The sequence below is a fragment of the Burkholderia sp. BE17 genome (genome assembly GCF_009362305.1).
In the GTDB taxonomy this organism is placed as follows: Bacteria; Pseudomonadota; Gammaproteobacteria; order Burkholderiales; family Burkholderiaceae; genus Burkholderia; species Burkholderia pyrrocinia_C.
In genome coordinates this window covers 82,479-109,428 of sequence record NZ_WHNU01000008.1, presented here as the reverse complement: position 1 = coordinate 109,428, position 26,950 = coordinate 82,479, and the positions used below count along the sequence as shown (strand labels likewise).

Genomic DNA, 26,950 nt, shown 5'->3' with positions numbered 1-26,950 from the left:
TCGCCGTATCCGATGACGCGACACCGTCATCCCGACGACATCCCGATCTGCCATTGAATCTCATGACGCCTTCCGAATTTCGCCAGTCCGTACGCCGCGGCGCGTTCCGCGGCCCGACCGCAGGCCACTGCGGCCCGTTCGCGCAAGCCAATCTCGCGATCCTGCCCGATGCGTACGCGCACGATTTCCTGCGCTTTTGTCAGGCGAACCCGAAAGCGTGCCCGCTGCTCGGCGTCGGCGAACCGGGCGCGTTCCGGCTCGACGCGCTCGGCGAGGATCTCGACATCCGCACCGACGTGCCGAGCTACAACGTGTATCGCGACGGCCGCCTGACCGAACGCGTCGAGTCGCTGGAAGCGCTGTGGCGCGACGATTTCGTCGTGTTCGCGATCGGCTGCTCGTTCTCGTTCGAGGAGATGCTCGCCCGCGAAGGGATCGGGCTGCGCCACGTCGAGGAGGGCCGCAACGTGCCGATGTACCGCACGTCGATTCCGAACCGGCGCGCAGGCATCTTCGGCGGCCGGCTCGTCGTGTCGATGCGGCCGATGCGCGGCGCCGACGCGATCCGCGCGGTGCAGATCACGAGCCGGTTCCCGGGCGTGCACGGCGCGCCGATCCATATCGGCCACCCGCAGGAACTGGGCATCGCGGATCTGAACGCACCCGAATTCGGCGACGCGGTGACGATCCGCGACGGCGAGCTGCCGGTGTTCTGGGCGTGCGGCGTGACGCCGCAAACCGCGCTGATGGACGCGAAGCTGCCGATCGCGATCGCGCATACGCCCGGTCACATGCTGATGACCGACATCACGAACGCGTCGCTGGCCGTGTTCTGATCCGGCATCGCGGCGACGTGCCCGAAACCCGCACGAAACGCGGCACACGACACACGCACACACGCACACATTTGACGGCGCATAACGACAGGAGCACCACCATGGAAAGCAAGACCCTCGCGGCACCCGCCGCCGAGCCCGCGAGCCACGAGCGCAGCGGCCTGTTATCGTGGTACGCGGACGCACAGCCGCGCGAGCGCCGCGCTTTCTGGAGCTGCAAGGTCGGCTACATGCTCGACGGGATGGACACGCAGATGCTGTCGTTCGTGATCCCGACGCTCGTCGCGACCTGGGGCATCTCGCTCGCGGATGCCGGTTTCATCGGCACGGTCACGCTGCTCGCGTCGGCACTCGGCGGCTGGATCGCGGGCATCCTGTCCGACCGGATCGGCCGCGTGCGCACGCTGCAGCTCACGGTGCTGTGGTTCGCGGTGTTCACCGCGCTGTGCGGGCTCGCGCAGAACTATCACCAGTTGCTCGCGGCGCGCGCGCTGATGGGTTTCGGCTTCGGCGGCGAATGGACGGCCGGCGCGGTGCTGATCGGCGAGGTGATCCGTGCGCGCGATCGCGGCAAGGCGGTCGGCCTCGTGCAGTCGGGCTGGGCGATCGGCTGGGGGCTGTGCGCGCTGCTGTATGCGCTGCTGTTCTCGGTGCTGCCGGCCGAGCAGGCGTGGCGCGCGCTGTTCCTCGTCGGGCTGGCGCCCGCGCTGCTGGTCGTCGCGATCCGCCGTTACGTGAAGGAGCCGGAAGTCTACGAGAAGGAGAAGGCCGCGCAGGCGACGGTGGCCGATGCGCCGCGCCTTACCGAGATCTTCGCGCCGAAGCTGATCACCACGACGCTGCGCGCGGCGCTGCTGACGACCGGCGCGCAGGGCGGCTACTACGCGATCACGACGTGGCTGCCGACCTTCCTGAAGACGGAGCGGCACCTGACGGTGATGGGCACCGGCGGTTATCTCGCGATGATCATCTTCGGCTCGTGGGTCGGCTACCTGACGAGCGCATACCTGACCGACCGCCTCGGCCGCAAGCCGAACTTCATCCTGTTCGCGGTCGGCTCGATGGTGATCGCGTTCGCGTACACGTCGCTGAACCTGACCAACGCGTCGATGCTGTGGCTCGGCTTCCCGCTCGGTTTCTTCGCATCGGGCATCTTCTCGGGGATGGGCGCGTTCCTCACCGAACTGTTTCCGACTCGCGTGCGCGGCTCGGGCCAAGGCTTCTGCTACAACGTGGGCCGCGCGATCGGCGCATTGTTCCCGTTCCTGATCGGCGCGCTGTCGAAGCAGTACGGGCTCGGCACGAGCATCGGTATCTTTGCGGTCGCCGCGTACGGCGTGGTGATCGTCGCCGCGCTGACGCTGCCCGAGACGCGCGGCCGCGAACTCGACGCCGCGTAAGCGGCAGCGGCCCGCGCGGCTCTTTCACCCCTTTTCCCCTTTTTAGCGGCACCACCACGCGGCGCGCGACGCGCGCCGTGCGGCGGCGCTCGTCCCGAGATTTCACGACGCATCGACCATCATGACCGACCGACACCTTTCTCCCGTTCCCTCCGACGCCGCACGCTGGCAATTCTGGATCGACCGCGGCGGCACGTTCACCGATATCGTCGCGCGCCGGCCCGACGGCACGCTCGTCACGCACAAGCTGCTGTCGGAGAACCCCGAGCAATACCGCGACGCGGCCGTGGCCGGCATCCGCCACCTGCTAGGCCTCGCCGACGGCGAGCCGATCACGCCCGAGCGCGTCGACATGGTGAAGATGGGCACGACGGTCGCGACCAACGCGCTGCTCGAACGCAAGGGAGAACGCACCGCGCTCGCGACGACGCGCGGCTTTCGCGACGTGCTGCGTATCGCGTACCAGAACCGGCCGCGGCTGTTCGATCTCGACATCGTGCTGCCCGATGCGCTGTACGAGAGCGTCGTCGAGATCGACGAGCGCATCGGCGCGCATGGCGACGTCGTCGTGCCGCTCGATGCACAGGATGCCGAAGCGTCGCTGCGCCGCGTGTTCGACTCGGGCGTGCGCGCGCTCGCGATCGTGCTGATCCACGGCTACCGCCACACCGCGCATGAACGCACGCTCGCGGAACTCGCGCGCCGCATCGGCTTCACGCAGGTATCGGTGTCGCACGAGGTGTCGCCGCTGATGAAGATGGTGTCGCGCGGCGATACGACCGTCGTCGACGCATACCTGTCGCCGATCCTGCGTCGCTACGTCGAGCAGGTCGCGCGCGAGATGCCGGGCGTGAACCTGCAGTTCATGCAAAGCAGCGGCGGGCTGACGCGCGCCGATGCGTTCCAGGGCAAGGACGCGATCCTGTCGGGCCCGGCGGGCGGCATCGTCGGGATGGTGCGCGCAGCGCGCGCGGCCGGCTTCGGCCAGGTGATCGGCTTCGACATGGGCGGCACGTCGACCGATGTGTCGCACTACAACGGCGAATTCGAGCGCGTGTTCGAGACGCAGGTGGCCGGCGTGCGGATGCGCGCGCCGATGATGAGTATCCACACGGTCGCCGCGGGCGGCGGCTCGGTGCTCGGCTTCGACGGCGCGCGGCTGCGCGTCGGGCCCGAATCGGCCGGCGCGAACCCGGGGCCGGCCGCGTACCGGCGCGGCGGCCCGCTGACGGTGACCGACTGCAACGTGATGCTCGGCAAGATCCAGCCCGATCATTTCCCGCGCGTGTTCGGCCCGCACGCGGACGAGCCGCTCGACCGCGACGGTGTGGTCGCGAAGTTCGAAGCGCTCGCCGATGAAATCCATGCGGCGACGGGGCGGCGCGAAACGCCGGAGGCGCTCGCCGAAGGTTTCCTGGAAATCGCGATCGGCAGCATGGCGAACGCGATCAAGAAGATCTCCGTGCAGCGCGGCCACGACGTGTCGTGCTACGTGCTGACGACGTTCGGCGGCGCGGGCGGCCAGCACGCGTGCGGCGTGGCCGATGCGCTCGGGATGACGCAGGTGTTCGCGCATCCGCTCGCGGGCGTGCTGTCCGCATACGGGATGGGCTTGGCCGACCAGACCGCGATGCGCGAGCGCGCGGTCGAGGCCGTGCTGTCCGATGCGTCGCTGCCGGCCTTGAACGCCGCGCTCGACCGGCTGGCCGACGAGGCCGTCGGCGCGCTGCTCGAACAGGGCGTGCCGCCGGAGCGGATCGCAACCGAGCGGCGCGTGCACCTGCGCTACCAGGGCACCGATTCGGCGCTCGACGTGCCGGCCGGCAGCGTCGACGCGATGCGGCAGGCGTTCGAGGCCGCGTACCGGCAGCGCTACGCGTTCCTGATGCCCGGCACGCCGCTCGTCGCCGAGCTGGCGTCGGTGGAAGCGATCGGCCGCTCCGACGCGCCGGTGGACATCGCGCCGCTGGCGCCGCGCGGGGAAGGCGCTGCGCCGCGTGCCGATTCCGCCGTGCGCTTCTATTCCGGCGGCAAGTGGCACGACGCGTCGCTGTACGTGCGCGACACGCTGCTCGCTGGCGACGCGATCGACGGCCCCGCGATCGTTGCGGAGAAGAACGGCACCACCGTCGTCGAGCCCGGCTGGCGCGCGCGGATGACCGCGCAGGGCAACCTCGTGCTGACGCGCACGACGCCGCTGCCGACGCGCCGCTCGCTCGGCACCGATGCCGATCCGGTGCGGCTCGAGATCTTCAACAACCTGTTCATGTCGATCGCCGAGCAGATGGGGCTGCGGCTGCAGAACACCGCGTACTCGGTGAACATCAAGGAGCGGCTCGACTTCTCGTGCGCGATCTTCGACGGCGACGGCAACCTGATCGCGAACGCGCCGCACATGCCCGTGCATCTCGGCTCGATGGGCGAGAGCATCCGCACGGTGATCGAGCGCAACCGCGGCCGCATGCACGACGGCGACGTGTTCATGCTGAACGACCCGTATCACGGCGGCACGCACCTGCCGGACGTGACGGTCATCACGCCGGTGTTCGCGGACGGCTCGGACGCGCCGCTGTTCTATGTCGGCTCGCGCGGCCACCATGCGGACATCGGCGGCACGACACCTGGCTCGATGCCGCCCGATTCGACGCATATCGACGAGGAAGGCGTGCTGATCGACAACTGGCAGCTCGTGTCGGCCGGCGTGCTGCGCGACGCCGACACGCGCGCGCTGCTCGCATCGGGCCGCTACCCGGCGCGCAACGTCGAGCAGAACATGGCCGACCTGCGCGCGCAGGTCGCCGCGAACCAGAAGGGTGTCGACGAGTTGCGCCGGATGGTCGCGCAGTTCGGCCGCGACGTCGTGCTCGCGTTCATGGGGCACGTGCAGGACAACGCGGAAGAGGCGGTGCGGCGCGTGATCGGCGCGCTGCAGGACGGCGCGTACCGTTACCCGCTCGACAACGGCGCGGAGATTCGCGTCGCGATCCGCGTCGACCGCGCGGCGCGGTGCGCGGAGATCGATTTCACCGGCACGTCCGCGCAGCTCGACAACAACTTCAACGCGCCGAAGGCGGTGTGCATGGCCGCCGTGCTATACGTATTCCGCACGCTGGTCGGCGACGACATCCCGCTGAACGCCGGCTGCCTGAAGCCGCTCACGGTAATCGTGCCGGCGCGCTCGATGCTGAACCCCGAGTATCCGGCGGCGGTCGTGTCGGGCAACGTCGAGACGTCGTCGGCGATCACCAACGCGCTGTACGGCGCGCTCGGCTGCGTCGCGTCGAGCCAGGGGACGATGAATAACTTCACATTCGGCAACGATCGCTACCAGTACTACGAGACGATCGCGGGCGGCAGCGGCGCGGGCGACGGCTTCGCGGGCGTCGGCGCGGTGCAGACCCACATGACGAACTCGCGGCTCACCGATCCGGAGGTGCTCGAATGGCGCTACCCGGTGCGGCTCGATTCGCACCGGATTCGCGCCGGCTCGGGCGGCGGCGGGCGCTGGCGTGGCGGCGACGGCGCGGTGCGGCGGATCTGTTTCCTCGAGCCGATGACCGCATCGATCCTGTCGAACAACCGGATCCACGCGCCGTTCGGCGCGGCGGGCGGCGCGGCCGGCGCGCTCGGCCGCAATACGATCGAGCGCGCGGACGGCACGGTCGAGACGCTCGACCATATCGGCCGCGCGCAGATGGCGCCGGGCGACGTGTTCGTCGTCGAAACGCCGGGCGGCGGCGGATACGGCGTGGCCGGCTGAGCCGCGACCCACGCGCGACAGCGGCGACGGCGGGCGTTCGTGCGCAACGACGGACGCCCGCCGCGCGCCTCGCGCGCCGGTCGGGACGGCGGCCGTACCGGTTCCACCCGCGCTGCCGTCCGGCTGCGGGATTCGACGACGCTACTGGATCAGATAAAACACGTCGCATCGGCAGCGTCGCGATATTGCAACCGACTGTGGAATAAAGCGGCGCATTCACACCGGAACAGAAACAAATTGGCCGGATTTCGCGTCGCCGGAACACGATCCGACCCTGCCGCCGTGGTGCTGAATTTTATCGGTCCCCATATTTTTATATTTCAATAAATCCCTTGTGGATCAAGTGGTTATGACCCTCGCGCCGACTCCGCGGCGCATTGCTTCACCCGCTCTTGAGCATGCCGCCAATCATGAAAAATCCGGCTTGCCAATCGAGTCCCGATTCCTTGACACTCAGCTCTAAATGTGAGTGCCAATCCTCTTCGTCATTTGATAAGATGGCTCTCATCATTCGTTAGGCAGAACCTGCGCGCTTCACGCGCGAACGCCGGGTCGCATTAGTTGGAAACAAGTACGGATCGAGGGCCATTGTCACGGCATCACGGCTGCCCTGCCGGGAACGCGCGCTGCGCGGCCCGGGAAGGCGGTCGGCCAACTCTCCTCCGTCTACACTGTGCGTTTTTTTCTGGATCGGGGCGTGTCCATGGATGACGAAAACGATAGCGCGGTGCTCGAGGCGCATGTCGGTACGCGCAGCCCCTGCTGGCGTCTCGGCAGCGACAGCAATGCGCTCGAACTGGCCGCCGTCCGCGGCCTGACCAACGTCGCCATTTCGCTGACGGTCGAGCAGGCCGCGCGCATTCGCGAGTTGACGGGCGTCACGTCGCACCTCGTGCTCGACATCGCACTGTTCGGCGAGCCGGTCAGCCTCCATCTCGTCGGCAGGAAGGTCAACACGACCGACTGGGCCGGCACGGCCTCCGCCTATTCCGATGCCGTGTCCGTCGCGGCAGATCTCTCGCACGGGCTCGCGTTCGCCGAGCAGGTCGTGTCCGAAGTGAATTCGCTGGTCGTGATCCTCGACCGCAACGGGATGGTGCAGCGCTTCAACCGCCTGTGCGAGGAAGTGACGGGCAAGCGCGAGGTCGACGTGATCGGTCGCAGCGCGTTCGAACTGTTCATGAGCCCTGAGCAGGGCGCGCAGTCGCGCAGCAACATCACCGGCTTTTTCGCGAGCAACCATTCGTTCGCGGTCGAGCGCTACATCAATACGGTCAACGGGCCGCGCCTGTTCCAGTTCCGCAACAAGTTCGTGCAGAGCGGCAGCGGCGTCGAAGAACAGTTCCTGATCTGCTCGGGCATCGACATCACCGAGGAGCGCAACGCGCAGCATCGGCTCATCGAACTCGCGAACACCGACGTGCTCACCGGGCTGCCGAACCGTCATGCGATCAGCGAGCGCATCCATGTGGCGATCGCCGACGAGAACGCCGCGTCACGCGGCCAGGTCGGCATCCTGTTCCTCGATCTCGACAACTTCAAGCGCGTCAACGATCACTACGGGCACATCACCGGCGACCGCCTGCTGCAGGACGTGTCGAAGGTCATCAGCGGCTGCCTGCCGGCCGGCGCGACGCTCGCGCGGCTCGGCGGCGACGAATTCCTCGTGCTGTTCGAGCACGGCACGCGGCCGCTGCTTGAAGCGACTGCGCAGATCATCCTCGAACGGATGCGCACGCCGATCCACCTCGGGCTGATGGAGGTCTACACGAGCTGCTCGATCGGCATCGCGATGCATCCGCAGCACGGCGATTCCCTCGAGACGCTGGTCCGCAGCGCGGACACCGCGATGTATGTCGCGAAGGAAGAAGGCAAGCATACGTACCGCGTGTTCTCGCTGGAGATGAACCAGAAGGTCGCGAAGTACATGTGGCTCGACACGAACCTGCGCAAGGCGCTCGAGGAAGAGCAGTTCGTGCTGCACTACCAGCCGGTCGTCGATATCGCGACCGGCGAAGTGCATGGCGCCGAGGCGCTGATCCGCTGGCAGTCGCCCGATCGCGGGCTCGTCGCGCCGATCGAGTTCATCCGCTTCGCGGAAGAGTCGGGGCTGATCGCACCGCTCGGGCGCTGGGTGATGCGCACCGCGGCCGCGCAGGCCGCCGCGTGGAAGGCGAAGGGGTTCGGCATCCGGATCGCGGTGAACGTGTCCGCGCGGCAGTTGCAGGACATGAACATCGTGCACCAGTTCTCGTCGATTCTCGACGGCGCGGGGCTCAAGCCCGGCCTGCTCGACATCGAACTGACCGAGAGCTGCTTCATCGAGGACGAGAATTCCGCCATCGGGCTGATGCGGCAGTTCCGCCAGCTCGGCGCGGAGATTCATCTCGACGATTTCGGCACCGGCTATTCGTCGCTGTCGCAGTTGTCGCGCCTGCCGCTCGACGCGATCAAGCTCGATCGCACCTTCATCACGGGCATCGACCGCAATCCGCGCTCGCAGGCGCTGGTGCGCTCGGTCGTGTCGCTCGCGAAGGCGCTGAATTTCGCGGTGGTCGCCGAAGGCGTCGAGACGCATGCGGAAGCCGACTTCCTCAAGCAGCTCGACGTCGATCACGCGCAGGGCTACTACTACGCCCGGCCGATGCCGGCGCAGGCATTCGAGGCGTGGCTCGCCGAGACGAGAAAGCTCAGGCTGATCGCCTGAGCTTCGTTCCGCGAAGCGGGGCGCCGCCGGCAATCGGCGGCGCCCCGCCGCCTTACATGCCTTACACCGTGCGCAGCTTCGACACGCGCCGGTTCTGCAGCATCACCAGGCGTTCCATGTACGCGAGGTCCTTCGGCTCGATCGTGAACGCCGCATGCACCCACGCTTCCGTGATGTCCATCAGCTCCGAGCGCGACAACTGGAACACGCGCTCGCGTGCGCGCAGCATCGCGCGCACGCCGTTCAGCTTCGGCTTCGTCACGTCGATGAAGGTGCGCGTCGCGAGATACGCGTCACCGGCCTCGAACGTCTGGTCGACCAGCCCGCGATCCTCGTACCACTCGGCCGCATGCGTTTCGCCGGTCGAGATCAGCGATTCCGCGATGCCGCGGTCAGCCTTGCGCGCAACGAGCGAATAGCCGCCCATGCCCGGGAACAGGTTGAACGCGATCTCGGGGAACCCGAGCTTCACGCCCTTCTGCGCGAGCACGTAGTGATGCGCGAGCGCCGCTTCGAAGCCGCCGCCGAGCGCGCTGCCCTCGACCATCGCGATCGAGATCGACCGGGTGCCGAAGCCCGTGTAGATCTCGTACACGCCGTCGATGCACGAGCGCGCATAGGCCATCAGCTGGTCGCGCCGGCCGCTGCGGATCGCGTCGACGAAGAAGCTCAGGTCGCCGCCGACGTTGAACAGCTCGGGGACGAGCGAGCCCGTCACCCAGAAGTCGAACGGCAGGCCCGAGTCGCGTGCGACGCGCGCGAGATGGATGATTTCGGTGACGAGTTGTTGGTTGAAGCACGGCCGCGGCTCCGATCGCAGCATCATCCACATGACGTTGCGTCCTTCTTCGTAAAAGGCAGTCAGTTGCGTGAGTTCGCCGGCTTCATAAAACGGGCGGCACGCCGGATGGGATTGGAGTTGCATGGTATGTCCTCGTGAGTTGTGGTTTTCGAAGACCATCGCGCCCGGCGCCATGCGGGAATCGGGTTGCCCGCCTGGCGCCGGGCGCGAGGCATCGCCATTGTTGCGCGCGCACAAATGCCGAATTGCGGGGAACAACGCACGACCGGGACGCGGGCGCGGACGCAGCGGGTGGCGACGGGCGAGGAAAGGGGGAGCGGGTGCGGAAACCTGAGCGCCGGGCGTGGCCGATGCGCGCGGGAAGGTGGGCCGCGACGCGGCCGGAGCAAGGTCGCCGCATCGCGTAATCGCACGCGGGCGACCGCTCCCGCGCACGGGCGCCGGAGTCGGTCGCTTACGCGCTGAAAGCGCCGCCGGGCCGGCGGGCGACCCCTATGGAATATGCGGACTGGCGCCGCGAGCGCGCGTCGATTAGCTTTATGGGATCGCGCCGCCGTGCCGGGTGTGCCGGGAGGGGACCATGACCACATTCCAGAAGATGTGGCAGTTGCTGGTCGGAAAACCGCTGGACCCGCTCGATCCGCGCACGCGGCATGCGATCGCCGTGACGCCGTTGCTGGCCTGGGTCGGGCTCGGCGCCGACGGGTTGTCGTCGTCGTGCTACGGCCCGGAAGAGGCGTTCCTCGCGCTGGCGCACCACACGCCGCTCGCGCTGTTTCTCGCGCTCGCGACCGCGGCCACGGTCTTCATCATCGCGCTCGGCTACAACCAGGTGATCGAACTGTTCCCGACGGGTGGCGGCGGCTACCGCGTCGCGACCGCGCTGCTCGGGGCGAAGCCGGGGCTCGTGTCGGGCGCGGCGCTACTGGTCGACTACGTGCTGACCGTCGCGACCTCGCTCGCGAGCGGCGTCGACGCGTTCTTCAGCCTGCTGCCGGTCAGCGCGCAGGCGTTCAAGCTCACGACCGAGATCGTGCTGATCCTGCTGATGACGGGGCTCAATTTCCGCGGGATGCGCGAATCGATCATGGTGCTGCTGCCGATTTTCATCGGCTTCGTCGTGCTGCACTTCGGGCTGATCGTGTATGGCGTCGCCGTGCACGGCAGCAACCTCGCGATGATCGTGCCCGATGCCGTGCACGAGGCACACGGGATGTCGCAGTCGCTCGGCGTGTTCGTGATGCTCGCGTTGCTGATGCGCGCGTTCTCGCTCGGCGGCGGCACCTATACGGGCCTCGAGGCCGTGTCGAACAACGTGAACATGCTCGCCGATCCGCGCGTGCCGAACGGCAAGGTGACGATGTGGTACATGTCGACGTCGCTTGCGTTCACGGCCGGCGGCATCATCCTGCTGTACATGCTGTGGCACGCGCGGCCCGTCGAAGGCCAGACGCTCAATGCGGTCGTGTTCGGCAGCGTGATCGACCATCTCGGGCTCGGTTCGGCGTTCGCGCGGCATGCCTTGCTCGCGGCCGTGCTCGCGTTCGAGGCCGGGCTGCTGATGGTCGGCGCGCAGACGGGCTTTCTCGACGGCCCGGCCGTGCTGTCGAACATGGCGTCGGATTCGTGGGTGCCGCGCCATTTCCGCGACCTGTCGACGCGCCTCGTGCGGCAGAACGGCATCATCGTCGTCGGCCTGTCGAGCCTGTTGATCCTGCTGTGGACGCACGGGAGCGTCGACGTGCTCGTCGTGCTGTACAGCATCAACGTGTTCCTCACGTTCAGCATGTCGCTGCTCGGGCTGTGCACATACTGGTGGCGCCATCGCAGCGAGCGCGGCTGGTTCAAGCATTTCTTCCTGTCCGCGCTCGGGCTGAGCGTGACGGCGACCGTGCTCGTCATCACGCTGGTCGAGAAGTTCACGGCGGGCGGCTGGCTCACGGTGCTTGTGACGAGCGCGGTGATCGCGCTGTGCTTCATGATCAATCGCCACTACGCGTACACGCGCGCGCAGCTCGCGAAAGAAGACGCGCTGTTCTCCGGCAAGCCGCCTGAAGTCGACGAGGCTACCGCGCCGGGCAAGCCCGATCCATCGCAACCGACGGCCGTGCTGCTGGTCGGCAAGCATCGCGGCGCGAGCATGCACGCGCTGCTGTGGGTCAACCGGCTGTTTCCCGGGCACTTCCGCAACGTGATCTTCCTCGCGGTCGGTGAGGTCGATGCGAAGGCGTACGACGGGCACGAACATCTCGAACGGCTGCGTCACTCGATCACCGAAGCGCTCGACTACTATGTCGCGCACTGCCGCCGCAACGGCATCGCGGCCGACTACCGGATCGCGTTCGGCACGAATCCGGTCGTGGAATTCATGAACCTCGCGTCGTCGACGCTCGACGAGTATCCGAATGCCGTGTGCTTCGCGAGCAAGCTGATCTTCCGGCGCGTGAATTTCCTGACCGCGTGGCTGCACAACCAGACGCCCGTCGAGCTGCAGGCGCGCCTGCATGTCGAGGGCAAGCAGATGGTGCTGCTGCCGATGAACGTCGGTTAGCGGTGGCGGGCAACGGCACCGTGACGGGCGACGTCACGCCGACGCGCTACGACCTGAAGGGGCAATTGCACGGGCAGCATGCGCAGGCCGGCGCGTACACGCTCGCGTGGACGTGGCGCGGCAAGCGCGTGGGCGACTGCCGGTAGCAGCCGTCACGGCTGATGATGCCGATGCGGGCGGTTGGGCCGCCGCAGCGGCGGATGATGGAATTTGGCCCTCAGCCGGTCGCGTCCCGGACGCTTGACGAAGAACAGCACGGCGAGCGCGACAAACGCCAGCAGCACGACGACTTCCACGATTCCGTTTTCCATGGTGCCTCCCGGTCGCGGGCGGACGATCCTTCGCCGGCGTCAGGCATTCGAGCGTATGCCGGCGGCCGCACGCGACGATGCTTCCATGTGTCATTGTAGGCCGGCGTGCATCGGCTTGACGCGTGCGTATGCGTCGCCCACACTGGCCGACACGAGAGCCGCGCGGTTGCCGCTGTCCGCTGCGCGGCCGCGCTTTCCGTGAACCGCGACGAGGTGCGATGTGGTGCGCTTTTCTGTCGGCCTGGCCGGCTGGATGCTGGCATGCGCTGCGGCGTTCGGCGCATCGAACGCCGTCGGTGCGACGCCGGGAACGAGCCCGGGCCCGAGCACGAGCACGAGCACGGCGGCGGACGGCGCGAACGGCGTTGCCGACGAAGCACCCGTCACGCTGGTCAGCGATGTCCACGAATTCGTGATCCGGCACGACGGTTCGCTCGACGAGCACGACGATTCGACGCTGCGCGCGAACAATGCGAACGGCATCGACGCGGTCGCGCAGCGCTACGTGTGGTACGACAAGAATCTCGAGCAGGTCGACCTGCTCGCGGCCGAGACGATCGGCCGCGACGGGCTCGCGCATCCGGTCGGCGCTGACGGCATCCGCGACGTGCAGGAGCCGCGCTCGGCCGGCGCGCCGACGTTCCAGGACGGGCTGTTGCGCACGGTCGTGTTTCCCGGCGTGGAAGCCAGATCGAGCACGCGCGTGGCGTTCCGCAAGACGCGCACGAAGCCCGTCAATCGCGGCTACTTCGGCTACTACGTCGAGCCGTCGCGCGAGCCCGTCGACAATCAGCGGCTGATCTTCGACGTGCCGGCCGACATGCCGCTGTATGCGGACGCGCGCGGCTACGTCGCGCTGCCGCCGGTCACGGCGAACGGCCGCACGCGCTACGAATTCGACTACCGGCACGGCCCGTACGACCGCATCGAGAACGGCGCGGTCGGCTACCCGACCTACGGCGACCGGCTCGTCGTGTCGACGCTGCCCGACTACGCGGCGTTCGCCGCGCGCTACCGCAACGCGGCCGTCGACCCGAGCGTTGGCGATCCGGCCGTCGTACAGCTGGCGCGTGCGCTCACTGCGAATGCCGCCGATCCGCGCGACAAGGCGCGCATCCTGTACGACTGGGTGCAGGCGAACGTGCGCTACGTCGGGTTGTTCCTGGGCGAAACGGCCGCCGCGCCGCATCGCGCAACGGACATCCTGCGCAACCGCTACGGCGACTGCAAGGACCATGTCGCGCTGTTCGGCGCGCTGCTCGCGGCGGTCGGCATCCGCAGCGAGCCGGTGCTGATCAATCTCGGTTCTGTGTACACGCTGCCGTCCGTGCCCGGTTACGGCGGCGGCGCGATCAATCACGCGATCACGTGGCTGCCCGATCTCGCGCTTTACGCCGATACGACGACGGCCGGTATCGCGTTCGGCTACCTGCCGCCGATCGTGATGGATCGCCCCGCGCTGCTGGTCGACACGGGCGTGCTGTCGCGCACGCCGGCCACGCAGCCGCGACGTCGCATCGCACGGCTCGAGATCGATGCCGCGCAGCCCGGCGCCGCGCGCTTTCATGCGTTCATCGACGACGAAGGCTGGACGGCCGAACTCGAACGCAACCTGTTTCGCCGCGCGACGCACGACCGCATCGAGCAGCTCGCGACCGAGCGCCTGCGGCAAAGCGGCTTGCGCGGCCGCGCGCAACTGTCGACCGGCGACCGGCGCGTGACCGACGGGCCGTTCGACGTGGCGGTGTCGGGCGCGCTCGATCATTTCGTATGGCCCGACGGCACGACCGCGTTTCCCGCGCTGTCGAGCCTCACGGGCGGCATCGCGACGCAGGTCGAGAACTGGCTGGCCGAGCCCGTGCGCACGCAGCCGTGGGGTTGCATCGGCGGCACGTTCGACGAGACCGGCCAGATCGCGCTGCCGGCCGATGTCGTCGTGACCGACCTGCCGGCCGATGCGGCCGTGCATGATCGCTTCGTCGACTTCACGTCGCATTACGTGTTCGATGCGGCCGCGCGCGTCGTGCAGGTCACGCGGCGGATGAAGGCGGAGTTCGGCCGGCAGGTGTGCACGCCTGACGAATTCACGGCGCTGCGCGCGTCGCTCGAACGGATCGAGCGTGACACGCAGGCGCAGATCGTCGTGCGCGCGAAAGGGCGTTGAACGGGCACGGGCAATGAGCGCGTCGCCGTCATCGGCCGACGCACAGGAGCGACATCATGACGGAACGGGACTACGAGATCGCCGATCTCTCGAAGGATTTGCTGGGCCGGATCGTGCAGGGCACCATCGCGAACGGTGCGGCCGTGGATGCAGAGCAGTGCGCGGCGCTTGCCGTGCAGTGCGCGACGGCGCTGGTCGACAAGCTTGGCGCGCGTAGCGGCTGAATGAGGAAGGTCGTCACGCGCGGCGGCGGTGGCGTGAGCGGCGCCGGCGAGCGCGCGACGTCGGAGCGGCGCGTAGCGGCCTCCGGTCAGCGTCGCACGTCAAGCTTCGGGCATTACGCTTCGACGCGCACCCTCGCGCGCGGCGGCGGCTTGAGCGACGCTGGCGAGCGTGCGATTTCGGCGTGAAGCGGCGCGTATCGGCCCCCGGCCGGCGTCGCACGTCAAGCGTCAGGCATTACGCTTCGACACGCGCCTCGCCGTCCGCCCGCACGGCGCCCGGCGGCTTCCCGACCACGCGCTTGAACGCGCGGCTGAACGCGGCCAGCGAACCATAGCCGAGCCGGTACGCGACGGCTTCGATCGCCTCGTGGTCGCGCGCGATCCACTGTGCGGCGAGCCGCATCCGCAACTCGGTCAGGTAGCGCACGGGCGTCATCCCGGTCGCCGCGAGAAAGCGTTCGGCGAATACCGAGCGCGACACGCCCGCTTCGGCGGCCAGCTCCGCGACGCTCCAGTTGCGGCCCGGGTCGCGATGCAGCGCGACGATCGCGCGGCCCAGCTTCGGCTCGCGCAGCGCCTGCACCCAGCCCGACGCGTCGCCGCATCCGCACTCGACCCAGCCGCGCACGATGAATGCCGCGACCACGTCCGCGAGCCGCGCGAGGATGCCCGCGAAGCCCGCGCGCGCCGAACAGGATTCGCGCTCCATCGCGTCGAGCATCGGGCGGATTTCCGGGTAGTGCGCGAGCAGCGTGCCGACGTGCATGAACTCGGGCATCGCGCCGACCAGCGGCTGCATGCCGCCGAGATCGAGCTCCATGCACGCGCTGAAGATCAGCGCATCGCCGGCGCCCGGCTCGGTCGTCGCGCAGGCCGCGGGCGAGGTGCCGGCCGACGCCACCGACGCGACCGTATCGCAGATCTTCGCGACTTCGAAGCCGTTGATCTCGCGGCACGGCGCATCCGGATCTGACACCAGTGCATGCATGCGCCCGTGCGGAAGCAGGATCGCATCGCCGGCCTCGAGCCGCATCGTTGCGCCGGACGCATCGCGCAGCAGCACGGGCCCGCGCCCGACGAAATGGAACTGCGCGCGGCCCGGCGCCTGGCCGAAATTCAGCCCGAACGGCCGCGCGACCTGGATGCGGCGGTACTGGACGCCGCTCAGGCGCATCCCCAGCAGCAGCTCGCTGACGAGGTCGTGCACGTCGGGGACGGGAGGAAGCAGCGGCTCGGACATGGCGAGATTCGGACGATCGATCAACAAGAACGGATTGTATGTCATAGACCGTCCTGCCGCCGGTCCTTACGATACGCCGTCATCAGTACTTTCCCTAGACGAAAACGGAACGCCACATGAATCCCGGAATTTCCTCGGCCGCCTCGACGGCGGCCACCCGCGAACCGGCCTGGGGCGCGGTATTCGCGATGACGCTCGGCGTCTTCGGGCTCGTCACGGCCGAATTTCTGCCCGCCAGCCTGCTCACGCCGATGGCCGACAGCCTCGGCGTGACCGAAGGCGTGGCCGGGCAGGCCGTCACGGCCACCGCGACGGTCGCGCTCGTCACGAGCCTGCTGATCTCCGCGCTGACGCGCACGATCGACCGGCGGCGCGTGCTGCTCGCGTTCTCGGTGCTGCTCGTCGCATCGAATCTGGCGGTCGCGTTCGCACCCAACCTGACGACGCTGCTGATCGGCCGCGTCGTGCTGGGCGTCGCGCTCGGCGGCTTCTGGACGATGGCGACGGCCACCGCGATGCGGCTCGTGCCGACGGCGATGGTGCCGCGCGCGCTGTCGATCATCTTCAGCGGCGTGGCGGTCGCGACGATCGCGTCCGCGCCGATGGGCAGCTATTTCGGTCACCTGATCGGCTGGCGCAACGTGTTCCTGATCGCGGCCGGGCTCGGCGGCGTCGCGTTCGTGTCGCAGGTGATGACGCTGCCGTCGATGCCGCCGAGCGGCACGACGCGGCTGCGCACGCTGATCGACGTGCTGCGCCGGCCGACCGTCGGGCTCGGGATGTTCGCGACGATCCTCGTGTTCACCGGGCATTTCGCGTTCTTCACGTATCTGCGGCCGTTCCTCGAACAGGTCGCGGGCGTCGGCGTGAACGGGCTGTCGGCGATCCTGCTCGGCTACGGCATCGCGAACTTCGTCGGCACGTCGCTCGCGGGCCGCGTGCTCGAACACCGGCTGCGGCCGATGCTGATCGGGATGCCCGCGCTGATGGTCGTGCTCGGCATCGCGCTCGTTGCGCTCGGCCGTGCGCCGATGCTCGACGCGGTCCTCGTCGCGTTGTGGGGGATGGCGTTCGGCGGCGTGCCCGTCGCGTGGTCGACGTGGGTCACGCGCACCGTGCCCGACGAGGCCGAGAGCGCGGGCGGGCTGATCGTCGCGGCGATCCAGCTCGCGATCGCGACCGGTGCGGCGGCCGGAGGCGTCGTGTTCGATGCGAACGGCGCGGCTGGCGTGTTCGTCGGCGCGGCGGTCGTGCTGGCCGTCGCGGTCGCGACGATCGTGACCGGCGTGCCGAAGCGGGTGGGTGTGGTGGTGTCCTGACCGGCCGGGCGGCCCGCGTTTCGTGGGCCCGCCCGACGCTCGCCTGTCCGTCAGGCGGCGTTCCCGATGCGGTCGAGTTCCGCGAGCGCATCGTCCGGCAGATCGAGGTCGGCCGCCGCGAGATTCTCGCGCAAATGCGCGACCGACGACGTGCCGGGGATCAGCAGGATGTTCGGCGCGCGGCGCAGCAGCCACGCCAGCGCGACCTGCATCGGCGTCGCGCCGACGCGCGCCGCGACGCCGGACAGCGTCGACGACTGCAGCGGCGAGAAGCCGCCGAGCGGAAAGTACGGCACGTATGCAATGCCGTCGCGGGCCAGCGCGTCGATCAGCGCATCGTCGCCGCGATGCGCGATGTTGTAGTGGTTCTGCACGCAGACGATGTCGCAGATCCGCCGGCCTTGCGCGACCTGCGCGGGCGTCACGTTGCTCAGGCCGACGTGGCGGACGAGCCCGCGCCGCTGCAGTTCGGCGAGTACGCTCAGCGGCGCCTCGATCGATCCTTCGGCCGGCCCGTGCGTGTCGAACATGATGCGCAGGTTGACGACGTCGAGCGCATCGAGCCCGAGGTTGCGCAGGTTGTCGTGCACGGCCCGCTCGAGTTCGTCGGGCGCGAACGCGGGCAGCCACGAGGCGTCGTCGCCGCGTCGCGCGCCGATCTTGGTGACGATCACGAGATCGTCGCGATACGGATGCAACGCCTCGCGGATCAGCCGGTTGGTCACGTGCGGGCCGTAGAAGTCGCTGGTGTCGATATGGTCGACGCCGGACGCGACAGCTTCGCGCAACACGTTCACGGCCGCGTCGCGGTCCTTCGGCGGACCGAATACGCCGGGCCCCGCGAGCTGCATCGCGCCGTAGCCGATCCGTTTGACTTTGCGATCGCCGAGCCTGAAGGCGGCGGTGTGCCGAATGTCGGACATGACTGTGCTCCTGTGGATCTGTCGATGAATGCGCCCAGCATAGGCATTGGCCGCCTGCGCGATAAGCCGTCATAATCCGCACGGGTTGTACGAAAAGGCGAACAATGCAAACCGATCTGGGCGATCTGAATGCGTTCATGGCCGTGGCGCGCGCCAGCGGATTCCGCGACGCCGCACGCATGACGGGCCTCAGCGCGTCGGGGCTGAGCGAGGCCGTGCGGCGGCTGGAGGCGCAGCTTGGCGTGCGGCTGCTGCATCGCACGACGCGCAGCGTCGTGCCCACCGAAGCGGGCGAGCGCCTGCTCGCGCGTCTCGGGCCCGCGTTGACCGAAGTGGCGGCGGCGCTCGACGGTATCGGCGAATTCCGCGACAGACCGGCCGGCACGCTGAAGCTCAACGTGCCGCTCAGCGCGGCCCGGCTCGTGTTGCCCGCGATCGTGCCGCGCTTCCTCGATGCGTACCCGGAAATACGGCTGGAAGTGATCGCCGACGAAAATTTCGTCGACGTGCTGGCGGCCGGATGCGACGCGGGCATCCGCTACGACGAACGGCTCGAACAGGACATGATCGCGGTGCCGATCGGCCCGCGCATTCAGCGGTTTGCGACCGCGGCGGCCCCCGCCTATCTCGACCGTCACGGCCGGCCGCGGCATCCGCGCGAATTGCTCGACCATCGTTGCCTGCGCGGGCGCTTCGCGAGCGGCGCGATGCCGCCGTGGGAGTTCGAGCGCGACGGCGAGGTCGTGCGGGTCGAGCCGGCCCCCGGGCCGCTGCTGGTGCAGATCGGCGGCGCGTCGGACCTGCTGGTCGACGCGGCGATCGCCGGCACGGGCATCGTGCACCTCTTCGAAGAGTGGCTGCGCCCGCAATTCGACAGCGGCGTACTCGAACGCGTGCTCGAACCGTGGTGGCGGCCGTTTTCAGGGCCCTTTCTCTATTACCCCGGGCGCCGTCTCGTGCCGCCGGCACTGCGCGCGTTCATCGATTTCATCAAGGCATCCTGAGCGTTGCGGGCCGGCGACGCGCAGGCCCGCCGCTCAGCGCACCGGCGCGTGCGCGTCGAGCAACTGCCGGTGGCGCGCTTCGGTCGCGTCGTCGGCGGGAAACATGCACTCCATGCGCAGCTCCTGCGCAGCGGCGCTTTGCGGCGTGCCGACCGTCGTGATCAACGAGAAGTAACGCAGCACGACGCCTTCGTGCACGAAGCCGATCGGGATGACCGGCAGCGCAGGCGCGGCGGCCGGCGCGGGTGGCGTTTTCCAGTCGCGCGGTGCATCGGGAAAGGCGAGTAGCTCGTCGAGCAACCGCCGCGTGTCGTCGTCGATCACGCGGCCGACCGATTCGCGATGCACGCGCTGCAGCAGGCTGCGCGACACGCTGTCCCAGTCGGCCAGGAACGGCCGCATGCCGTGCGGATCGAACATCAGGCGCAGCAGGTTGCGCGGGCCTTCGCGCGCGGCCATGTCGATGAAGCAGCCGAAAAAGCGCGGCGCCGCATCGTTGGTCATCAGCACGTTCCAGTGGCGGTCCATCGCGATCGCCGGAAACGGATCGTGCTGGCGCACGACGCGCTCGAGCGCGCGGATCACGCCGTGCATCTCCTGCGCGTCCCACGGCGCTTCCGAATACATCGGCGCATAGCCGGCCGCGAGCAGCAGCGCGTTGCGCTCGCGCAGCGGCACGTCGAGCGTCTGCGCGAGTGTCAGCAGCGTGTCGCGGCCCGGCACGCTGCGTCCGCTTTCGATGAAGCTGATCTGGCGCTGCGAGATGCCGGCGTCGAGCGACAGGCCGAGCTGGCTCGCGCCGCGCACGTCGCGCCAGTAGCGCAACAACTGTCCCAGTTCGCGTGGCGGCGCGTTCGGAGCGCGGCGGCTGGCGTTCATCGGATTTCCCTGATCGTTCCGTGATCGACGCGAACGACTATATCGGACTCACGCGGCGCTCGCATGCCATGCGAACGCGTCGAACGGTGCTTCGAGCGTGGGGTGCGCCACGCTGCCGACGTAATTCGTGATCGTCGATGCGGCGACCACCGCGATCACTTCCAGCAACTGTTCGGCGCTGAATCCGGCTTCGACGAACGACTGCCGGTCGGCTTCGGCAATGCGGCCACGGGTTTCGATCAGCAGGCGCGCGATGTTCGACAGCGCGGCAAGATTCGCGTCGCCGGGCAGGCCGCCGCGACGGATCGCGTCGACGTCGGCGTGGAGCACACCCTGCTTCAGCGCGAGCGCGGTATGGAACGCAACGGGCCATTCGCTCGCGTTCGTGACCGCGTTGGTGAGAAGCAGCGTCTGGATCTGCGGCTCCGTCAGGCTGCCGGCGTGCACGCGCTCGAACAGGCCGATGAAGCCGTTGATCAACACCGGCGACGCGGCCATCGTCGCCGCGATGTTCGGGATCAGGCCGAAGGCTTGCTGAAGCTGCCGGAGTACGGGCTTCGATTCGGCGGGCGCCGAATCGATCGTATGAAGCGGATAGGCGGACATGATGTCTCCCGGGCGACGAGCACCGCCGGAATGGTGGTGCGACACCGGAAGCGTAGGGACGGTCGTGTCACGCGCCAATTACATCGCATGTAATCGTTCGACGCGCGCCGCGGCGCCCGGCCGTCCCGTGAACCCGCTAGCCGCCTTGCTTGACCATTGCCGCAAGCGTCTGCATCGCCTGCAGATACGGATACGGCCCGTGGCTGATGCGGGCCACGCCGTATTCGGCGAGTTCGGCGAGCGTCGGCGTTTCCGCGACGCGCATCACGTTCACGGGCAGCGGCGATGCGGCCGTCAACTTGCGAATGAGCGCAGGCGACCGAAGGCCCGGCACGAAGAGACCGTCGGCGCCGGCCGCCGCATAAGCGCGTGCGCGCGTCAGCGTGGCGTCGAGCAGGCGTTCGTCGTGCGTGTCGGCCGGCGCCGCGAAGAACACGTCGGTGCGCGCATTGATGAAGTAGTCGGCGCCCGCGCGATCGGCCGCCTGCCGTGCCGCCGCGAGACGCGCTGCTGCTGCTTCGACGTCGCGCAATTCGCCTGTCGCCGGAAAACTGTCTTCGAGATTGCAGCCGACCGCACCGGCCTCGATGCTGAGCGCGATCGTCTCGGCGACATCCTCGGGCCGCTCGCCGTAGCCGCTTTCGAGATCGACGGTGACGGGCAGGTCCGTCGCGCGCGCGATCCGCGCTAGCACTTCCATCGCGAGCGCGCGCGGCATCTGCTCGCCATCGCCAAAACCATTGGCCGCGGCTACCGACCAGCTTCCGGTCGCCAGCGCGACGGCGCCCGCGTCGGCCGCAGTGCGCGCGCTGCCGGCGTCCCACACGTTGAACAGCGCCAGCGGCTGGCCCGCGCGGTGAAGCGACCGGAAATACGCGCCTTTCTCATTGCTGCTCATGCTTGTCTCTCCTTGTGAAAACCGGATCGGTGGTCGTGCCGAACGATACTGCCACCGTATCGAGCGCCGCGAGGAAATCGCGCGTGTCGAACAATTCGCCGAGGCTGCGCACGCCGCCTGAAACGACGGCGTTGCCGGTCATCAGGCGCACGGCCGCCTCGACGATGATCGGCGCGCTGACCGCGTAGATGTCGCGTCCCGACGCCGTGACGCGATGCGTCGTGCCGTCCTGCACGACGATCGCGTCCATCGCGAACTGCTGCGCCGAGCGGCCCAGCGCGTCGGTCGGTTCGGGCGGCGGCGTGGCGGCATCGCGCACGTCGCGCAGCGCGAGCGTCGCGAGCCACGACTCGATCGTATCGATGCGCAGATGACGCGACAGTGTCATCACTTCCGAAAACGGCAGCAGCGTCACGCCGACGCTGCCGATCGGCGGCGGGAACGGCCACACGCGTTCGCGTGCCGTCGACGGCACCGGCGTCGGTTTGCCATCCTTATGAACGAGCCGCACCGCGCGATTGCGTTCGCCCGTCACGCGCGTGCCGCGCGTCGGGTGCCAGCTGTCGAGGCCGGTCGCGATATCGACGCGATCGATCGGCTTGCGCTGGTCGACGACGGCCGTGACGAGCAGGTCGGCCAGGCCGCCGTAGAACGCCGCGGCGGGAACGACGGTCACGCCCGCGGCGCGCGCGCGGGCATCGGCATGTTCGGCCAGCGCCAGCACCGACGGCTGTTCGGCCGTCAGGTCGAGATAGGGGATGCCGGCCCGCAGCGCGGCGTCGGCCAGCGGCAGCGCGGTATCGAGGTACGGGCCGGCGCAGTTGATCACGGCATCCGCGTCGCGCAACGCGGCATCGAGCGCGGCCGGATCGTCGATCGCCGCGACGCGCGAACGCGTAGCGTCGCTTGTGCCGCTTTCCGCGAGCCGCGCGGCATCGCGGCCGATGCGGATCGCGCCAACGCCGCGCCGGGCCAGTTCGGCGACGACAAACCGCCCGGTGTGACCCGTGGCGCCATAGACCGCAACCGTCTTTCGATCGTCCATGATCGACTCCGATACAGAACGGTCTGTTTTATAGTACAGACCTGTAGCGTCGTCAACCCCGCGGTGCTATGATCGGCCCACTGTTGCGGTGCGGGCGGCCCTGGACGGCCGAGCTTGGATGAAAAAGGGAATAGACACACAAGGCGGCGCGATCGATACGCGCGAGCGCATTCTGCAAACGGCCAGCGAGCTGTTCTACCGGGAAGGCACGCGGGCAGTCGGCGTGGACCTGATCGTCGCGCAGGCGGGCGTCGCGAAGACGAGCCTCTATCGTCACTTCACGACGAAGGACGACCTGATCGAGGCGTTCCTGCTGCGCGAGGACGCCGATTTCTGGGCGCATTGGGATGCGGTGGCGCAGCAGTACAAACGCACGCCGCGCGAGGAGCTGGACGCGCAGCTTGAATGGATCGGCGAGCGCATTGCGCGCCCCGGTTATCGCGGCTGTCCGCAGATCAACATCGCCGCCGAATATGCGGACGACAACCATCCGGCCCGCAAGGTCGCGGTCGCGCACAAGCAGGAACTGCGGCGCCGGCTGACCGAGCTGGCGAGCGCGATGCGAGTCGACGAACCGGAAACCTTCGCGCTGCGGCTCGCGACCGTCATCGACGGCGCACTGAGCAGCGGGCGTGCGCTGCACGAGCACGGGCCCGTGCATTTCCTGCAGGAATTCGCGCAGTTGCTGCTGCCGAAGAAGGGCAGGAAGTAACGCGGCACGCGCCGCGATCCACGCGCCGGTTCAGCCGCGCGTGGCCGGCTCCGCCGACAGCGCGCGCAACTGGTCGCGCAACAGATCGACTTCCCCCGGCGCGAATTGCCGCTCGATGTCGTCATGCGTCTGCTGCCACAGCGGGAAGGCCTCGGCCAGCAGGTCGTGGCCGGCCGGCGTCAGTTCGAGCAGGCGGCTACGCCCGTCGTCCGGATCCTGCATGATCGTGACGAGCCCGCGCCGCTCGAGCGGCTTGAGCGCGGCCGTCAGCGTGGTGCGGTCCATCGCGAGCAGCGACGCGACCGATTTCATCGGGGCCGGCTGCGGCCGGTTCAGCGACATCAGCAGCGAAAACTGGCCGTTGGTCAGATCCAGCGGACGCAGCACATCGTCGAAGATGCGCGCAAGGTTGCGCGCCGCGCGCTGCATGTGCAGGCACAGGCAGCAATCGCGCACCATTAGCGTCGTTTCGAAAGGGAGCTTTTCTTTTCGTGCCATGTTGCAATTGTGTTGATATCAACCTATCTTGTCAAGGTCGAGGCGCGGCAGCCCGCCGCGCCCGTCACCGGAGGAGAAAGCATGAGTGCTCAACAGCAGTTGTATCTCGCCGTATTCCTCGGCAGCAAGGACGGCCCGCGGATGAAGGCGTGGGTCGCGCTTTCGGACCAGGAGCGGCGCGCGAAAGAGCAGGAAGGCATCGCGGCATGGAAGGCGTGGGTCGACCGCCACCGCGACGCGATCGTCGAGCTGGGCGGGCCGCTCGGCAAGACCAAGACCGTCGACGCCGGCGGCATCAAGGACACGGCCAACGCGCTGAGCGGCTTTACCGTCGTGCGGGCGGCTTCGCACGATGCGGCGGCCGCGCTGTTCGAAGGTCATCCGCATTTCACGATGTTCCCGGGCGAGAAAATCGATGTGATGCCGGTGCTGGCGATTCCCGGCGTGTGAACGATGGCGGTCGCTGCGCGTTGCTTTGCGTTGATGGGCCGTGGCCGCCATGAGGACATTTCCCCGACATTCTGGATGGAGACATGCGATGAAGCTTTACGGATTTGCCGGCACCCGCTCGCAACGCGCGCTGTGGGGGCTGAAGGAACTGGATGCGGATTTCGAATTCGTGTCGGTCAACCTGCTCGCGGGCGAGCACAAGCGGCCCGAATTCCTGCGCATCAATCCGGCCGGCAAGGTGCCCGTGCTGGTGGACGGCGATCGCGTGATTCCCGAGTCGGCCGCGATCGTGCTGTATCTCGCGGACAAGTACCCGGAGAAGGCGTTGCTGCCGGTCGATCCGGCGCTGCGCGCCCAGGCTTATCGGTGGGTCATGTTCGCGGTGACGGAGCTCGAGCAGCCGCTGTGGCGGATCACGCGGCACACGTTCCTCTATCCGCCGGAGAAGCGCTCGCCGGCCGATATCGAACTGGCGCGCGAGGATTTCGCGACGATGGCCGCGATCCTCGACAAGCATCTGGAAGGGCGCGAATTCATCGTCGGCGACACGCTGACGGTGGCTGATTGTGTCACGGCCTACCTGATCGACTGGGCCAGCGAATGCAACCTGATCGAACCGTTCCCGCAACTGCGGGCGTATCTCGAACGGCTGTATGCGCGGCCGAAGGCGCCGCAGCGGATCGCGGAGGCGCGCAAGGCGGCGTGACGGGGCGGTGGTCGGTCATGCGCCGATCGGCATGGCCGACCGCGATGCTTGGGCAACGGACAACCGGCGGTCAGCCGCGTTTTACAGCGGTGCAGCGTACAGCGTGAGCACGGCGCGCGCATGCGGTCACGATACGTTGTCGGGCCCGCCGAGCGCGCGACACAGCATCGACAGGTCGCGGAGGGTGAGGTGCGGCGTCGCGGCATGCTGCGGATCGCGTTCCACTTCCGGCTGATGGTCGCGCACCACCCACGCCGCCTGTAGCCCCGCGTTCAATGCACCGACGATATCGAGATGAAAGTCGTCCCCGACATGCAGCAATTCCGCCGGACGCACGTCGAGAGCCTCCGCCGCCGCATGGAATATTTCGGGTTCCGGCTTCGCGATCCCGAACGCACGCGCGCTGAGCGTTTCCCGAAAGAATTCGCCGCCGCCGGTCAGCCGGAGATCCGCGTTGCCGTTGGTCACTGCGATCAACGGAAACCGCGCGCTCAGCCAGGCCAGCGCCGGCAACGCGTCTTCGTAGAACTCGACCCGATTGCGCGCGGCATAGAAGACTTCGTACGCACGGTCGGTCAGCGTGACATCTTCGTTCGCGCGTTCCAGCGCAAGCCGGATCGAACCGAGTCTCAACGCACGATAGTCGTTGACGAGGTCCGGACACAAACGTTCGTATTCCTCACGTAGCTCGCTCAGCGTTTGTTGCGTGGGCAGCATGCTCGCGGTGGCGGGCGCGTGCTCGATCAGCCACGCGCGAAGCGCCGCTTCGGCGCGTTCGACGGACGGCCCGAACGGCCACAGGGTGTCGTCCAGGTCGAACGAGAGGGCGGATACGTCAGGCAGGCGCATGGCGGATGACGGCGCGGGGTGGAGGGTGTTCACCACGGCCATGGTACTGAGGTTCCTGTGCCGTTTTCAAGGGTACGCTCATACAGGAAACGCGCGACAGTCAAATCCTGGAGCGCGAGTCCGGTCATGTCGAATACGGTGATGTCGCTCGGCGAGCGGTCGATCGACGCCGTTCCGGCGAGCAGGTCGCCGATTTCGGTGCGCGGCAGATCCGGTGTCCACTGACACTCGCCGATGCTGCGCGCCTGATCGTGATCGTCGACGAAAATGCGCGCGCGTTCCAGCATGCCGGCCGGAAGTTCGCGCTTGCCCGCGGTGTCGGCGCCCACGCAAGTCAGATGGGTACCCGGCTGAACCGCATCGGCATCGAACAACGCTCCACCGCCTGGCGTTGCCGTGATGACCACATCGCTATTAGCCACCGCGTCGTTCCGGTCGAGAGCGACGCGGATCGCGCATCGTTCGCGGAATGCCGATTCGAACACCGGGTCCGGCTCGCCGCCGACGTTCACGTACTGCACCGTGCAACGTTGCGGCAGCAGCCTGAGCGCGTATTCGAGCTGGACGCGCGCCTGCACGCCGGTGCCGAACACGCAGATCCGCGTGCTGTCGCGGCGGGCCAGCAGTTGCAGCCCGAGTCCGCCAGCGGCACCGGTCCGCGCGGTGGTGATCGCGTTGCCGTCCATGATGCAGAGCGGGCGGCCCGTGGCCGGATCGAACAGCGCGACGGTTGCCTGATGCGGCTCGCCGCCGCGGGCCCGGTTGCCGGGCCAGAATCCGGCCGCCTTGAACCCGAGCAGATCCTGGCTCGCGACGTCGCCGGACTTGATGCCGAATACGCCGCCGGTGTGCAGCTTCTCGCGGACCACCGGGAACACGCGTCCGGCCCTTTGGCTGTGCAGCACGAAGGCTTCCCGCACCGCGGCCATCACTTGCTCGGCCTGAAGGGCGGGTTCGACGGCATCGCGGTCGAGAAGAAGGAGTCGGGCGTCTGTCGGCATGTCGGGTCGGGCTTTCCGCCGCAAGGCGAATCGGGAAGGTTTAAAGTGTGTCTAGGTTTAGACGA

At 68.2% G+C, this 26,950-nt stretch carries 24 protein-coding genes; 13 read left to right on the top strand and 11 right to left on the bottom strand.

All coding sequences use genetic code 11. The features are described 5' to 3' along the window. Nucleotides 1-62 precede the first annotated feature (62 nt). The 4 genes from GD429_RS09495 (at nucleotide 63) to pdeR (ending at nucleotide 8,703) form a co-directional block, all read left to right on the top strand. Complete coding sequence (locus GD429_RS09495) at nucleotides 63-836, top strand: putative hydro-lyase (RefSeq protein ID WP_152856697.1); 774 nt, start codon at nucleotides 63-65, stop codon at nucleotides 834-836. Between the two features lie 101 nt (nucleotides 837-937). Beyond that, nucleotides 938-2,236 carry an MFS transporter gene (locus GD429_RS09490; protein ID WP_152856696.1) on the top strand — a complete coding sequence of 433 codons (1,299 nt, stop codon included), beginning with the start codon at nucleotides 938-940 and terminating at the stop codon, nucleotides 2,234-2,236. Nucleotides 2,237-2,357: 121 nt separating this feature from the next. Beyond that, nucleotides 2,358-5,996, top strand: coding sequence for a hydantoinase B/oxoprolinase family protein (locus GD429_RS09485; RefSeq protein WP_152856695.1), 3,639 nt, complete (start codon nucleotides 2,358-2,360; stop codon nucleotides 5,994-5,996). Nucleotides 5,997-6,699: 703 nt separating this feature from the next. Continuing rightward, nucleotides 6,700-8,703, top strand: coding sequence for a cyclic di-GMP phosphodiesterase (gene pdeR, locus GD429_RS09480; RefSeq protein ID WP_152856694.1), 2,004 nt, complete (start codon nucleotides 6,700-6,702; stop codon nucleotides 8,701-8,703). Between the two features lie 61 nt (nucleotides 8,704-8,764). Here the strand turns inward: pdeR and GD429_RS09475 are convergent, their stop codons facing one another. Continuing rightward, nucleotides 8,765-9,628: a crotonase/enoyl-CoA hydratase family protein gene (locus tag GD429_RS09475; RefSeq protein ID WP_152856693.1), complete on the bottom strand. Its 864-nt coding sequence runs from the start codon at nucleotides 9,626-9,628 to the stop codon at nucleotides 8,765-8,767. A 457-nt stretch (nucleotides 9,629-10,085) separates the two neighbouring features. On the opposite strand from GD429_RS09475, the gene GD429_RS09470 reads away from it, so the two are divergent. Both GD429_RS09470 and GD429_RS40370 read left to right on the top strand, forming a co-directional pair. Further along, nucleotides 10,086-12,056: an APC family permease gene (locus GD429_RS09470; RefSeq protein ID WP_152856692.1), complete on the top strand. Its 1,971-nt coding sequence runs from the start codon at nucleotides 10,086-10,088 to the stop codon at nucleotides 12,054-12,056. 2 nt (nucleotides 12,057-12,058) lie between these two features. Continuing rightward, complete coding sequence (locus GD429_RS40370) at nucleotides 12,059-12,202, top strand: hypothetical protein (protein WP_193727088.1); 144 nt, start codon at nucleotides 12,059-12,061, stop codon at nucleotides 12,200-12,202. Nucleotides 12,203-12,208: 6 nt separating this feature from the next. Here GD429_RS40370 and GD429_RS40365 read toward each other — a convergent pair whose 3' ends face one another. Further along, the gene (locus tag GD429_RS40365) at nucleotides 12,209-12,367 is read right to left on the bottom strand and encodes a hypothetical protein (protein WP_177318407.1); all 159 of its coding nucleotides are present in this window, start codon (nucleotides 12,365-12,367) and stop codon (nucleotides 12,209-12,211) included. A 253-nt stretch (nucleotides 12,368-12,620) separates the two neighbouring features. Here GD429_RS40365 and GD429_RS09465 point away from each other — a divergent pair, with 253 nt between their 5' ends. After that, a complete protein-coding gene (locus tag GD429_RS09465; RefSeq protein ID WP_152856757.1) occupies nucleotides 12,621-14,531 on the top strand; it encodes a DUF3857 and transglutaminase domain-containing protein in 1,911 nt (636 codons plus the stop codon). Between the two features lie 56 nt (nucleotides 14,532-14,587). Next, nucleotides 14,588-14,755, top strand: coding sequence for a hypothetical protein (locus tag GD429_RS40360; RefSeq protein ID WP_193727084.1), 168 nt, complete (start codon nucleotides 14,588-14,590; stop codon nucleotides 14,753-14,755). 235 nt (nucleotides 14,756-14,990) lie between these two features. Here the strand turns inward: GD429_RS40360 and GD429_RS09460 are convergent, their stop codons facing one another. Further along, the gene (locus tag GD429_RS09460) at nucleotides 14,991-16,040 is read right to left on the bottom strand and encodes an AraC family transcriptional regulator (protein ID WP_152856691.1); all 1,050 of its coding nucleotides are present in this window, start codon (nucleotides 16,038-16,040) and stop codon (nucleotides 14,991-14,993) included. Nucleotides 16,041-16,111: 71 nt separating this feature from the next. On the opposite strand from GD429_RS09460, the gene GD429_RS09455 reads away from it, so the two are divergent. Then, nucleotides 16,112-17,314, top strand: coding sequence for an MFS transporter (locus tag GD429_RS09455; RefSeq protein ID WP_152856690.1), 1,203 nt, complete (start codon nucleotides 16,112-16,114; stop codon nucleotides 17,312-17,314). Between the two features lie 50 nt (nucleotides 17,315-17,364). Here the strand turns inward: GD429_RS09455 and GD429_RS09450 are convergent, their stop codons facing one another. Beyond that, the gene (locus GD429_RS09450) at nucleotides 17,365-18,237 is read right to left on the bottom strand and encodes an aldo/keto reductase family oxidoreductase (protein WP_152856689.1); all 873 of its coding nucleotides are present in this window, start codon (nucleotides 18,235-18,237) and stop codon (nucleotides 17,365-17,367) included. Nucleotides 18,238-18,341: 104 nt separating this feature from the next. Here GD429_RS09450 and GD429_RS09445 point away from each other — a divergent pair, with 104 nt between their 5' ends. Beyond that, nucleotides 18,342-19,241: a LysR family transcriptional regulator gene (locus GD429_RS09445; protein WP_152856688.1), complete on the top strand. Its 900-nt coding sequence runs from the start codon at nucleotides 18,342-18,344 to the stop codon at nucleotides 19,239-19,241. Nucleotides 19,242-19,274: 33 nt separating this feature from the next. Here GD429_RS09445 and GD429_RS09440 read toward each other — a convergent pair whose 3' ends face one another. The 4 genes from GD429_RS09440 to GD429_RS09425 form a co-directional block, all read right to left on the bottom strand. Next, on the bottom strand, nucleotides 19,275-20,120 hold the full coding sequence (locus GD429_RS09440) for a helix-turn-helix domain-containing protein (RefSeq protein WP_152856687.1): 846 nt from the start codon (nucleotides 20,118-20,120) through the stop codon (nucleotides 19,275-19,277). 48 nt (nucleotides 20,121-20,168) lie between these two features. Next, nucleotides 20,169-20,726, bottom strand: coding sequence for a carboxymuconolactone decarboxylase family protein (locus GD429_RS09435; protein WP_152856686.1), 558 nt, complete (start codon nucleotides 20,724-20,726; stop codon nucleotides 20,169-20,171). 136 nt (nucleotides 20,727-20,862) lie between these two features. Beyond that, entirely contained in the window at nucleotides 20,863-21,624 is a 762-nt protein-coding gene (locus GD429_RS09430; RefSeq protein WP_152856685.1) for an isocitrate lyase/PEP mutase family protein, read from the bottom strand. After that, nucleotides 21,611-22,669, bottom strand: coding sequence for a saccharopine dehydrogenase family protein (locus GD429_RS09425; protein ID WP_152856684.1), 1,059 nt, complete (start codon nucleotides 22,667-22,669; stop codon nucleotides 21,611-21,613). Before GD429_RS09425 ends, GD429_RS09430 begins: the two co-directional genes overlap by 14 nt. Nucleotides 22,670-22,787: 118 nt before the next feature. Between GD429_RS09425 and GD429_RS09420 the strand changes: the two genes are divergently transcribed. Next, on the top strand, nucleotides 22,788-23,381 hold the full coding sequence (locus GD429_RS09420; protein ID WP_152856683.1) for a TetR/AcrR family transcriptional regulator: 594 nt from the start codon (nucleotides 22,788-22,790) through the stop codon (nucleotides 23,379-23,381). Between the two features lie 30 nt (nucleotides 23,382-23,411). On the opposite strand, the gene GD429_RS09415 is transcribed toward GD429_RS09420, so the two are convergent. Further along, the gene (locus GD429_RS09415; protein ID WP_152856682.1) at nucleotides 23,412-23,879 is read right to left on the bottom strand and encodes a MarR family winged helix-turn-helix transcriptional regulator; all 468 of its coding nucleotides are present in this window, start codon (nucleotides 23,877-23,879) and stop codon (nucleotides 23,412-23,414) included. Nucleotides 23,880-23,960: 81 nt separating this feature from the next. On the opposite strand from GD429_RS09415, the gene GD429_RS09410 reads away from it, so the two are divergent. Next, entirely contained in the window at nucleotides 23,961-24,329 is a 369-nt protein-coding gene (locus GD429_RS09410) for a YciI family protein (protein WP_152856681.1), read from the top strand. An 88-nt stretch (nucleotides 24,330-24,417) separates the two neighbouring features. Next, nucleotides 24,418-25,035 carry a glutathione S-transferase family protein gene (locus GD429_RS09405; RefSeq protein WP_152856680.1) on the top strand — a complete coding sequence of 206 codons (618 nt, stop codon included), beginning with the start codon at nucleotides 24,418-24,420 and terminating at the stop codon, nucleotides 25,033-25,035. Between the two features lie 126 nt (nucleotides 25,036-25,161). On the opposite strand, the gene GD429_RS09400 is transcribed toward GD429_RS09405, so the two are convergent. Continuing rightward, nucleotides 25,162-25,884 (bottom strand): HAD family hydrolase, encoded by a 723-nt coding sequence (locus GD429_RS09400; RefSeq protein WP_152856756.1) that lies wholly within the window; start codon nucleotides 25,882-25,884, stop codon nucleotides 25,162-25,164. A gap of 29 nt (nucleotides 25,885-25,913) precedes the next feature. Next, nucleotides 25,914-26,885: an ornithine cyclodeaminase family protein gene (locus GD429_RS09395; protein ID WP_152856679.1), complete on the bottom strand. Its 972-nt coding sequence runs from the start codon at nucleotides 26,883-26,885 to the stop codon at nucleotides 25,914-25,916. Between the last annotated feature and the right edge of the window lie 65 nt (nucleotides 26,886-26,950).